Origin of the sequence: Rhodococcus sp. B7740 (assembly GCF_000954115.1) — a bacterium.
In the GTDB taxonomy this organism is placed as follows: domain Bacteria; phylum Actinomycetota; class Actinomycetes; order Mycobacteriales; family Mycobacteriaceae; genus Rhodococcoides.
In genome coordinates, this window is sequence record NZ_CP010797.1 from 4,337,540 (window position 1) to 4,348,432 (window position 10,893).

The following is a 10,893-nucleotide window of genomic DNA, read 5'->3' on the forward strand; positions in this document are numbered from 1 at the left end:
GTTAAGAAGGAGAGCTCGCAGCATGGGCTGAGTGTACTACCGCCTGCCGACGGCCTACCCCAGGGTTGACGAGTGGAATTCTGTGACCGCCGTGTCGAGTCGACGTTGCCAACGTTCGATGTCATCCGTTCGTCCGACGTCGGTCATCGTCCAGCAGTGCGCGAGGAGTTCGTATCCGAGCCGATCGACCTCGGCATGTTGCGACCACACCCCATGCGTCCAGGTTCGATCGTTGTGCGCGGCCTCGGCCCCGGCCAGAGCGGACCCGACGAGCTCGAACTGGACGTCGCGCCGCATGGCGAGAGCTGCCGGCGCGGCCACGTCCTCGGTCCGCAACACCGTCAGCAGATGCGTGCCGAGCGTCAGAACTCGGCCGTCGGACCACAGCAATGTGCGACGGAATGCCCCGGGGAGCAGCAGCCACAGCGCCGCGAATGCGAAGGCCACGCCCACCGTCGTCTCCACGATCCGGTCGACGACGATGTCCTCCAGCACAGCCCCGGGATGCGTCAGTGTGCCCATCAGCAGAGCGAGCGGGGTGATGAACGTGACGGCCAACCCGTAGTTCCGCGCCACCGACACCTCGATCGCGAACTGCAGCACCATCAACACCACGATGACGGCCAGGCCGGTCAGCGGTGACAGATAGATGGCCGAGAACAGGGCGACGCCGGCAAGGGTTCCGCCGAGCCGCTGCAGTCCCCGGTAGGTGCCGTGCACCCGATCGGGACCCTGCTGCAGCACCAGGACGGCGCCGAGGATCGCCCAGTCCGGTCGGCTCAGGCCCAGTGCGACGCTGACCCCGCCCGCGGCCGCTGCCGCGCAGAACACGCGCACGGCCGTGGACGCCGCATGAGAATCCCGATGCAGCGAGCGCCGCAATCGATACCCGAGGCCGGGCCGAGCCAGCGGCAGCTGATCGGATACGAAGTCGACCGCCCGATCCGGATCCGCCCGCACGGCCGTCGTCGCAGCGAAGGCCCGGTGCGCGTCGAACAATTTCTGAACCAGCGCCGGCCTCGACGACAACCGTGCGGCACCCGCGTCGTACACGGCAGCCCAGGCCGCGTGCAGACGCGCCGCCGCCGCATGACGATCGGCGGCAGACGCCGTCGGCGAACTCGTGTATCTCTCGATCGCGCCCACCGCGGCTCCGACGGCCTCGCGCTCGGGTCCTCGTGGATCCCACAGCACTCCGGACATCGACACCACCAGCGCCGACGCGACACCGACAGCCGCACACACCGCTCCGTGAGCGGCGCTGACGCCGGCTCCGGGAATGTACGACGACACCGCGCACACCAGGACGAAGAAGAACGCCCCCGGCGGTCCCAGTCGCAGCGCGGCGATGACGTAGACCGCGACGAGAGCGAGGAGCGAGAGCAGGGTCACCGGGATCATCCGCGCCCATCCGGTGCTTCCGAGATCGAGCTCCATCTGCCCGGCCGTCGCGCCGAGCCACACCGATGCCACCAGAGCGCCGCCCGCGGTCAGGACGACCCACCATCGTGAACGGTAGGGGCGGCCCTCGCCGTAGATGACGGCGAAACTGCCCGAGACCACCAGTAGGGCCTCGGTATGGAACCCGAGAACCCACGCCGCGATCGCGGGGACGCCGAACGCCAGAGCCGAGCGCAGTCCACCCGGCCAGCGACGCCCGACGGCGGGGAGCCCGAAGAGCACCCGCAGACCTCGAGGGGGTGGCGGCGGGCGATGCTCGGGAAGGGTCACCCGACAATGTTAGGACAGGCGTATCCGCAGGCGAGCCCCCCTAAAGTCCCAGCTCGGAGCTACCCGGGCCACCGCTCGGGGTGCCGGATCGGTAGGGTAACCCCGGAACAATCGCCCGATTGTCGGCTATCCAGCGGAGGTAAACACGCGTGGCTCTCATCGTCCAGAAGTACGGTGGATCGTCGGTGGGGACCGCCGAACGCATCCGACGCGTCGCTGAACGGATCGTCGAGACCAAGAAGGCAGGCAACGACGTCGTCGTGGTCGTGTCGGCCATGGGCGACACCACCGACGAACTGCTCGACCTGGCCCAGCAGGTGTGCCCGGCCCCGCCGGCCCGCGAGATGGACATGCTGCTCACCTCGGGTGAACGCATCTCCAACGCGTTGGTCGCGATGGCCATCCACTCGCTCGGTGCCGAGGCCCGGTCGTTCACCGGCTCGCAGGCGGGCGTCGTCACCACCAGCGTGCACGGCAACGCCAAGATCATCGACGTCACCCCGGGACGCGTGCGCAGCGCCCTCGACGAGGGTTCGATCGTGCTCGTCGCCGGATTCCAGGGCGTCAGCCAGGACAGCAAGGACGTCACCACGCTCGGTCGCGGAGGTTCGGACACCACCGCCGTTGCGCTCGCCGCAGCCCTGAACGCCGACGTCTGCGAGATCTACACCGACGTCGACGGCATCTTCACCGCAGACCCGAGGATCGTGCCCAACGCCCGGCACCTCGACACCGTCTCGTTCGAGGAAATGCTGGAGATGGCTGCCTGCGGCGCGAAGGTGCTCATGCTGCGCTGCGTCGAATATGCCCGTCGCTACAACGTTCCCGTTCACGTGCGCTCGTCGTACACCACGAAACCCGGAACGATCGTCTCCGGATCTATGGAGGACATTCCAGTGGAAGAAGCAATTCTCACCGGCGTCGCACACGATCGCAGCGAGGCGAAGGTCACCGTCGTCGGCTTGCCCGACACTCCCGGTTACGCCGCCAAGGTCTTTCGTGCCGTGGCGGACTCGGAGATCAACATCGACATGGTGTTGCAGAACGTGTCCAAGATCGACACCGGCAAGACCGACATCACCTTCACCTGCCCCAAGGCCGACGGCCCGACGGCAGTGGAGAAGCTCACCAAGCTGCAGGCCGAGATCGGCTTCGCGCAGGTGCTCTACGACGATCACATCGGCAAGGTCTCCCTGGTCGGTGCCGGCATGAAGAGCCACCCCGGCGTCACCGCGACGTTCTGTGAGGCCCTCGCCGACGCCGGTATCAACATCGACCTGATCAGCACCTCGGAGATCCGTATCTCGGTGCTGTGCAGCGACACTCAGCTCGACGAAGCAGTACGCGCGCTGCACGCCGCCTTCGATCTCGGTGGCGACGAAGAAGCCGTCGTACACGCAGGAACAGGACGATAGAAGATGACCACAGTTGCAGTCGTAGGAGCCACCGGCCAGGTCGGTGCCGTCATGCGAACCCTGTTGGAGGAGCGCAACTTCCCCGCCGACACCGTTCGATTCTTCGCCTCCGCTCGCTCGGCCGGCAAGAAGCTGCCGTTCCGCGGCGAGGAGATCATCGTCGAGGACGCGTCCACCGCCGACCTCACCGGAATCGACATCGCGCTGTTCTCGGCCGGTGCCACGCTCTCTCGCGAGCAGGCCCCGCGATTCGCCGCAGCTGGTGCCACCGTCATCGACAACTCGTCGGCATTCCGCAAGAACTCCGATGTTCCGTTGGTGGTCAGCGAGGTCAACCCCGAGGCAGCGAAGAACCCGCCCCGCGGCATCATCGCCAACCCGAACTGCACCACCATGGCCGCCATGCCGGTGCTCAAGGTGCTGCACGACGAAGCCGGCCTGCAGCGTCTGATCGTCTCGAGCTACCAGGCCGTCTCCGGTAGCGGACTCGCCGGTGTCGAGGAACTCGTCACCCAGGCCCGCGCCGTCATCGGTGACGCCGAGAAGCTGGTGCACGACGGCTCGTCGGTCGATTTCCCGGCCCCGAACAAGTACGTCGCGCCCATCGCCTTCAACGTCCTGCCGCTGGCCGGTGCGCTGGTCGACGACGGATCCGGCGAAACCGACGAGGACCAGAAACTGCGCAACGAATCGCGGAAGATCCTCGGCCTGCCCGACCTGCTCGTCAGCGGCACCTGCGTCCGGGTACCCGTGTTCACCGGACACTCGCTGTCGATCAACGCCGAGTTCGCCAACCCGCTCTCGGTGGAACGTGCCCGCGAGCTGTTGGCATCGGCACCGGGCGTGTCGTTGGTCGACGTGCCGACGCCGCTGCAGGCCGCAGGCAAGGACGACTCTCTGGTGGGTCGTATCCGTCAGGATCCGGGCGTGCCCGACGGCCGCGGACTTGCACTGTTCGTCTCGGGCGACAACCTGCGCAAAGGTGCCGCTCTGAACACCATCCAGATCGCCGAACTGCTGGTCTGACCTCGTGCGCGTCGTGCACAGCCGGAGCTACGCGCGACGCGCACGACGGGATGGTCAGTTCAGGCGACGGCCCTCGGCAGAGGCGTCGAAGATGTGGGCGTGGGCCTCGTCGATGCGGACGTGAACGCGATCGCCCTTCTCGGGCGGGCTGCGCCAATCGGCCCGAGCCACAATGGTTTCGGTCCTACCGTTGATGTCTGCGCGGCCGAACACGAACGCCTCGGAGCCGAGCTCCTCCACCACGTCGATCTCGAGGGCAATTCCGCTGTCGGCAATCTCGATGTGCTCGGGCCGAATACCGAACATCACCTCCGTGGCCGACCCGAGAGTCTGCCGCGGAACCGGAACCACCTGATCGGCCAGGCGGACACCGCCGTCGGTGACCGGAGCGCGGAACAAGTTCATCGACGGCGAGCCCATGAACCCGGCGACGAACGCATTGACCGGGGTGCGGTACAGCTCGCGCGGGGTGGCGCACTGTTGCAGCACACCACCTTTGAGCACCGCGACCCGATCGCCCATCGTCATGGCCTCGACCTGATCGTGGGTGACGTACACCGTCGTCGTCCCGAGCCGGCGCTGCAGCTGAGCGATCTGCGTGCGCGTCTGCACCCGAAGTTTGGCGTCGAGGTTGGACAGCGGCTCGTCCATCAGGAACACCTGGGGTTGGCGAACGATGGCGCGCCCCATGGCAACCCGCTGACGTTGGCCGCCCGAGAGTGCCTTGGGCTTGCGATCGAGGTACGGCTCCAGGTCGAGCAGCTTCGCAGCCTCCTCGACACGAGTACGAATGTCCTCCTTGTTCGCCTTCGCCAGCTTGAGGGCGAACCCCATGTTCTCGGCGACGGTCATGTGCGGGTACAGCGCGTAGTTCTGGAACACCATCGCGATGTCGCGATCCTTGGGTTCGGAGTTGGTGACGTCCTTGCCGCCGATGAGGATGCGGCCGGAGTTGACCTCTTCGAGCCCCGCGAGCATCCGGAGCGACGTCGACTTGCCACAGCCGGACGGACCGACCAGAACGAGGAACTCACCGTCCTCGATGTGCAGGTCGAGCTCGTTCACCGCGGGGGCGTCGGAGCCGGGAAACAGCCTGGTCGTACGCTCGAACGTGATAGTTGCCATGACAAATAGATCCCTCCACCGGCAGGAACGTGCCGGACGATCCGAGTGTGGGGTGACGGCGGGAGCCGACGGGCACATAGTATGGCCCCAATCACAACGAGGAGAGAGGTGGCCGGGTGAGCGGCTCTGTGTCCAGACGAACCGCCCTGCGAGGGCTGGCCGCGGCCGCAGTGGCCGCCGGTGCTGCCGCCCTCCCGGTGGCGTCGACGACGCGCCGCGCGCTGGCCGACGACTTCCTCCGGGGCCAGAGCCCCCTGCTGTTCCATTCACCGCCGCTGACGCCGTTCCGGGACGAACTGCCGCGGTTGCCGCTGATCGGCGGCACGGAGATCTCGCTCGACGCGCACAGCTCCACCCACGCCTTCCACGCCGATCTACGGCCCGCGCCCACCTTCGGATACGGCGAATGCGACTACCTCGGCCCCACCATCGAGTCGCAGACCGGCCAGCCCTGGACGCTGAAGTACTCCAACACCACCGCAGGTAACCCGCTCGCCGCGGACATCGACACCTCGCTGCACGGGATGAGCGAGATGGACCGCACGATGACGCCGACGTCGCTGCACCTGCACGGCAGCATCACCGAGCCGGCGAGCGACGGGCACTCCGAGATGCTGGTGCGCCCGGGCGAGTCGATGACGCACAACTTCCCGGGACTCAACGACGCTGCGGGACTGTGGTACCACGACCACGCCATGTCGATGACGCGCATCAACGTCTATGCAGGCCTGCTCGGCATGAACCTCGTCCGTGATCGGTGGGACACCGGCACATCCGACAATGCGCTCGGTCTGCCCTCGGGTGAGTTCGAGTTGCCGCTGGTGCTGCAGGAAAAGATCATGAATCCCGACGGCAGCATGAGCATCCGCTCCAATATCACCGTGCCGCAAGGCAAATGGGAAGGCGGCGGCACCGGAGACGTCGGCGTCGTCAACGGCAAGATCTGGCCGACGATGGAAGTCGCCCGGGGTATGTACCGTCTACGAGTCGTCAACGCCGGGTCGTACAGCGTGTGGAACCTGTTCTTCACCAACAGGCTTCGCTTCTGGGTCATCGGAAACGACGGTGGATTGCTCGACGCCCCGGTGGAAGCCACCAGCATCCGGCTCGCGCCTGCCGAGCGCGCCGACATCCTCGTCGACTTCGGTGCCGTCGAACCGGGCGCACTGATCGAGCTGCTCAACGACGAGCCGCCACCGGCGCAGGCCGCGTCCCTCGGAGCGGTGCCGATGCCACTGTTCTGCCAGTTCCGCGTCGCGTCCGCAGCCGGGTTCCGCGGCGGGATGCCGTCGTTGCTGCGCGGCGGGAAGGGACAGCCGGATGTGTTGCCGCCGTTGCCGACCCCCACGTTCACGCGAACGGTCACGGTCAACCAGCCGTCCGGTGGGCTGAACCTGGACATGACGCTGATGAACCTGAACAACCTGCGGTACTCGGACCCGGACATCGAGATGCCCGAGCAGGGGACCGTGGAGATGTGGAACATCGTCAACACGACGGTCGAGCCGCACCCGATTCACCTGCACCTGGCGCACTTTCGGACATTGGGACGCATCCCCATCGACCTGGCCGCGTACCAACGCGACTTCCCCCGGCCGACATTCGGTACGAGATGGGCTCCGCCGGTGGAGAGGTTCCTCACCGGTCCATCGGTGCCGCCGGCGGCGTGGGAAGCAGGGTGGAAGGACACCGTCAACACCTACCCGGGCACCGTCACGCAGATCCTGGTCCGATTCCCGACGGCCGACGAACTCGGCTTCGACCCCGACGCCACCTTCGCGGGACCGGCTGCGCACCACGGCGGTCACGACATGAGCGGTCATGACATGGGTGGATCGAGCGAGCTGCAGGGCTACATGTGGCACTGCCACATGCTCGATCACGAGGACCACGAAATGATGCTGCGGTACCGCACCATCGCTCCGTGACGTAGTTTTTCCGAACCTGTCCGGGGCCGGGGGTTGGTTGCGTTCACCGTCCGGTCGGCTCACACTGACCCTGCGGCACGCTCTCGACAATGGAACGGACCTCGGCCATGACCAGCGGAACCAAATCCGAGCCCTGGGCACTCACCACCGCCCCCGGTACTTCCGAATACACCATGTACCGCGATCCCGACCACGAGCCACCCGCCCTCGTATGTCAGGTGGGGTCGACGACCCTGCGATACCGCATCGAGGCGGTCGAGGATCTGCACGCGTGGCTCACCGAACGTGCCGACTGGGTGTTGCTCGGTGCCGCGGACGAGAAGAAGACGGCTGCTCCTGACACGGTCGAAGCGTGGGGGCGCTCGCCCGACAACCCGGTCGGCGGTTGGTACGGGCTCAGGAACGGATACCGCGGCAGGTTCGGGATGTACCTGCCGCCGCTCCTCGAAGAACTCGGCCTGGCCGAGCTCACCCACAACGCGCGGAACAACAGCATGCGCGCGTTGTAGCGCGGACACCGAGAAACCTGTCGGTGGATGGGTATAGCTTTCGTGGGGTGAAGGCATGGGGGGATGTGTTCGGGCTCGGGGACCAGGAATTGGTCTCCGAGCTCGCCGACGTGTCTTCCCACGAAAACGCTTTGGCTGCATCGAGATTGGCATTGCTCGCCGAGATCGACCGGCGTGGCCTGGCGATGAAACTCGGGCAGTCCTCCGTCACCCGCTGGTACGCGAGGTCGGTGCGCATCACCGACGGATCCGCAACCCGCCAGATGGAACTCGGGCAATGGCTCACCCAATGGCCGAGCGTGCTCGACGCCCTCGCCGGCAGTGACATCCACGCCGGCCACGCCTCGGCGATCGCCGACGGCTACGCCACCGTGGTGGTCGCCGACCCCACCCTCGACGAGCGGTGCCGCGACGCCGTCGTCGCGGAACTGCTCGAGACCGCGATGCGCAGCACCGCCGGGCAGGTCACCGCCCGAGCGCAGGCCTTGGCGCATTCCGCGGCGGAGGACGCGCGAGCTCGACACGAGCAGGCCGAGAAGAAACGACTAGAGCAGGAACGAGAGCGCGAGCAAGAACAGGCGGGCCGAGCCGATGCCGGTGGTTCGAATGATGCCGGCGGCTCCGGTGACGCAGGTGGCCCGGGTGATGCAGGCGGCTTGGGTGACGCAGGGCCCGAACCTGCTGGGCCCGAACCTGTTCCGTCGGGGCCGCCGCCGGTACCGGTGTCGGAGAACCCGAACCTGAACCGGTTCGATATCCATCCTCTGGCCAACGGGCGTTTTCGCGTCGGCGGCGACGTCGACCGGATGCTGGCCGAGAAACTGCTCACCGCCCTGTCGCCATTGACGGCTCCGCGGCCGGGCCCGGGTGGGGAACGCGACCCGCGGAGTCCGTCGAAGCGGCGGGCCGATGCACTCGATCGGATTCTCGACCGGCACCTACGCGGTGGCAGCCGCGGGGCGTCGGGCGGGTCGCGGGCGTCGGTGCACCTGATCGTTCCGCTGCGGGACCTGCTCAGCGACCGCGAAGAGAAGCAAAACGATGGCACAGCAACGGGTTCGGCGGGATCCAGCGTGGCTGCCGCGGGCTCCTCGGACAGTGGTGGTCGCGACAGTGTCGGTTTCGGCGGCGAGGATGCGAGTCGCGATGATGGCGACGGCAGCGGTCCGACTGGCTCGCGTCCTGATGCCGCTGCCCGAGGCGAGGCCGCTGCACGCGGCGAAACAGCAGTCGGCGGTGACGGCGGTGATGGTGCCGGGCGGACGTCTGCGCCCGAGCCGGGCGATGCGGACTGGCCGTTCCACCTCGACTGGACCGGCCCGATCAGTCGCTCCCTCGTCGAACTTCTCACCTGCGACGCAGACCTCACCCCGGTGATCGTCGACCACCACGGCGTCCCGCTCGCGCTCGGGCGCACCACCAGACTCGCCACCGACGACCAACGCATCGCCCTGACCATCCGCGACCGATGCTGCGTCATGTGCGGCCGCCCCGCACAGTGGTGCCACGCCCACCACGTGAGGTTCTGGGAACACGGCGGCAGAACCGACCTGAACAACCTCGCGCTGGTCTGCGGCGAATGCCACCGCCTCGCCCACCACGGCCACTGGCAACTGCTCATGGGCGACGACGGACACCCCTACGCCATCCCGCCCGAATCCATCGACCCCACACGGCAACCCATCCCCAGCTACCACCGACGACAACGCCGCGCAGCCTGACCACGCGTCAGCTGCGACCCTTCGACTCGACTATTCGTCTCCGGCCGTCCTCGGCGGGGGTACGAGGCTGCGGTAGTGCGCTGCGATCTCGCCCGGTGTTGTGAACCAGACGCCGTCGCCGTTGTCGGTCATGTGCTGCAGCGCCGCGCGGAACCGTCGAAGTCGATAGGGCTGGCCGGTGAGGAAGGTGTGCAGCGAGATCGCGAGCACCAATGGTTGGCGCTCCGCGTTCTCCTTCGATTCGTCGAAACTGTCGATGATGTTGCGCTCGAACGTCGTTGCAGTCTGGTGATGGTGGACGAACACCGGTAGGTCGTTCACCTCGTGCGGGTACGGGACACTGAGCAACGGCCCGCCGCGGGTCTTCAGCCACACCGGCTGATCGTCGATGGGCCAGTCCAGCGTGTACTCGTAGCCGCGTTCGGCGAGAAGGTCCTCGGTCACGCGGCTGGGGTTGGCACCGGGGCTCATCCAACCCCGAGGCGGGGCACCCTCGTGACGCTCGATCGCGGAGGTGACCTCGTCTATAGAGCGCCGTTCGTCGTCCTCGTTCTGATCGTTGGGCTGTACGGCGTTGGTTCGGCCGTGCGCGACGACCTCGGCATCGAGGGCGCGGAAGGCCTCGATCAGTTGCGGGGCATGCTCGTACACCTCGGTGTTGACGAGCACGGTCGGGCGAATGCCGCTCTGCTGCACCGTCTCTGCGATTCGAAACCCACCGACTCGGTTGCCGTACTCACGCCACCCCCAGTTGTAGGTGTTGGGCTGGTCCATCGCGGGCGTGTATCCGAGGCCGGGTTCGCCATCGTCGTACGGAAAGTGCTCGCAATTGACGGCCACGTACACCGCGAGGCGCGCACCGCCCGGCCAGTCGAACTGTGGACGATCGCCGATGGGGGAGTAGTCGAAGCGTCCGTGAGAGGCGAGGGGCATGACCGCAGAATTGCCCACGGTCGTTTCCTGCAAACCAACTGCGTCGATGGCGAATTCGGTGGATGGACATCTCGGGCAGTCCGGTTGCCGCCCGTAGTGGTGCACGTGATTCCAGCGCAACGATCGAACCGCGACGGAGTTCGTTGCCCCGGTTCGTCGTCGTCCAGATTGCGGTGGCTACCGATGCTGCTCGGGTTGCCTCGAGAAGGGCGACTCCGTCGGCGGTCAGTGGGAATGCTTTTGTCGGTTGGCGGCAAATCGGGCTTTCTTCTGACGGTTTCCGCAGGTGTTCATGTCGCACCATTTCCGGCTGCGGCTTTGGCTGGTGTCGAAGAACGCCGCTCGGCAAGTCGGCGATGCGCACAGTGCCAGCTTTCCGTCCCGCTCGCCGGAGATGATGTCGATGGCGTCGTCGGCGATGACGCCCAGGGCGTGAAAACACTGCTCTGTAGCGCCAGGACCGGCGGGTGGATGCGTTCAGGCACGGCTGCGCCCGCCGATCTTG

At 66.8% G+C, this 10,893-nt stretch carries 8 protein-coding genes and 1 pseudogene; 5 read left to right on the forward strand and 4 right to left on the reverse strand.

Translation table 11 applies throughout. The features are described 5' to 3' along the window. Window positions 1-54 precede the first annotated feature (54 nt). Entirely contained in the window at window positions 55-1,731 is a 1,677-nt protein-coding gene (locus tag NY08_RS20125; RefSeq protein WP_045198371.1) for an FUSC family protein, read from the reverse strand. 149 nt (window positions 1,732-1,880) lie between these two features. On the opposite strand from NY08_RS20125, the gene NY08_RS20130 reads away from it, so the two are divergent. Beyond that, complete coding sequence (locus tag NY08_RS20130) at window positions 1,881-3,146, forward strand: aspartate kinase (protein WP_032395287.1); 1,266 nt, start codon at window positions 1,881-1,883, stop codon at window positions 3,144-3,146. Window positions 3,147-3,149: 3 nt separating this feature from the next. Continuing rightward, window positions 3,150-4,172 carry an aspartate-semialdehyde dehydrogenase gene (locus NY08_RS20135; protein WP_045198373.1) on the forward strand — a complete coding sequence of 341 codons (1,023 nt, stop codon included), beginning with the start codon at window positions 3,150-3,152 and terminating at the stop codon, window positions 4,170-4,172. Between the two features lie 54 nt (window positions 4,173-4,226). On the opposite strand, the gene NY08_RS20140 is transcribed toward NY08_RS20135, so the two are convergent. After that, window positions 4,227-5,297: an ABC transporter ATP-binding protein gene (locus tag NY08_RS20140; protein WP_032395285.1), complete on the reverse strand. Its 1,071-nt coding sequence runs from the start codon at window positions 5,295-5,297 to the stop codon at window positions 4,227-4,229. 116 nt (window positions 5,298-5,413) lie between these two features. Here NY08_RS20140 and NY08_RS20145 point away from each other — a divergent pair, with 116 nt between their 5' ends. From NY08_RS20145 to NY08_RS20155, 3 genes are all read left to right on the forward strand, one after another. Further along, entirely contained in the window at window positions 5,414-7,225 is a 1,812-nt protein-coding gene (locus tag NY08_RS20145; protein WP_045198375.1) for a multicopper oxidase family protein, read from the forward strand. 89 nt (window positions 7,226-7,314) lie between these two features. Then, window positions 7,315-7,734 (forward strand): DUF6855 family protein, encoded by a 420-nt coding sequence (locus tag NY08_RS20150; RefSeq protein ID WP_200893141.1) that lies wholly within the window; start codon window positions 7,315-7,317, stop codon window positions 7,732-7,734. Window positions 7,735-7,781: 47 nt separating this feature from the next. Then, window positions 7,782-9,455, forward strand: a complete 1,674-nt coding sequence (locus NY08_RS20155; protein WP_045198377.1) for an HNH endonuclease signature motif containing protein — start codon at window positions 7,782-7,784, stop codon at window positions 9,453-9,455. A 30-nt stretch (window positions 9,456-9,485) separates the two neighbouring features. Here NY08_RS20155 and NY08_RS20160 read toward each other — a convergent pair whose 3' ends face one another. Beyond that, window positions 9,486-10,388, reverse strand: coding sequence for a polysaccharide deacetylase family protein (locus tag NY08_RS20160; protein ID WP_045200847.1), 903 nt, complete (start codon window positions 10,386-10,388; stop codon window positions 9,486-9,488). A gap of 225 nt (window positions 10,389-10,613) precedes the next feature. After that, window positions 10,614-10,820: pseudogene (locus NY08_RS25675) on the reverse strand (CGNR zinc finger domain-containing protein); the annotation flags it as partial. Window positions 10,821-10,893 lie beyond the last annotated feature (73 nt).

Bases quoted from the DNA above. Each gene is read 5' to 3' on its own strand.
- NY08_RS20150 (WP_200893141.1), top strand. From the start codon at position 7,315: ATGGAACGGACCTCGGCCATGACCAGCGGAACCAAATCCGAGCCCTGG.
- NY08_RS20160 (WP_045200847.1), bottom strand. From the start codon at position 10,388: ATGCCCCTCGCCTCTCACGGACGCTTCGACTACTCCCCCATCGGCGAT.
- NY08_RS20135 (WP_045198373.1), top strand. From the start codon at position 3,150: ATGACCACAGTTGCAGTCGTAGGAGCCACCGGCCAGGTCGGTGCCGTC.
- NY08_RS20140 (WP_032395285.1), bottom strand. From the start codon at position 5,297: ATGGCAACTATCACGTTCGAGCGTACGACCAGGCTGTTTCCCGGCTCC.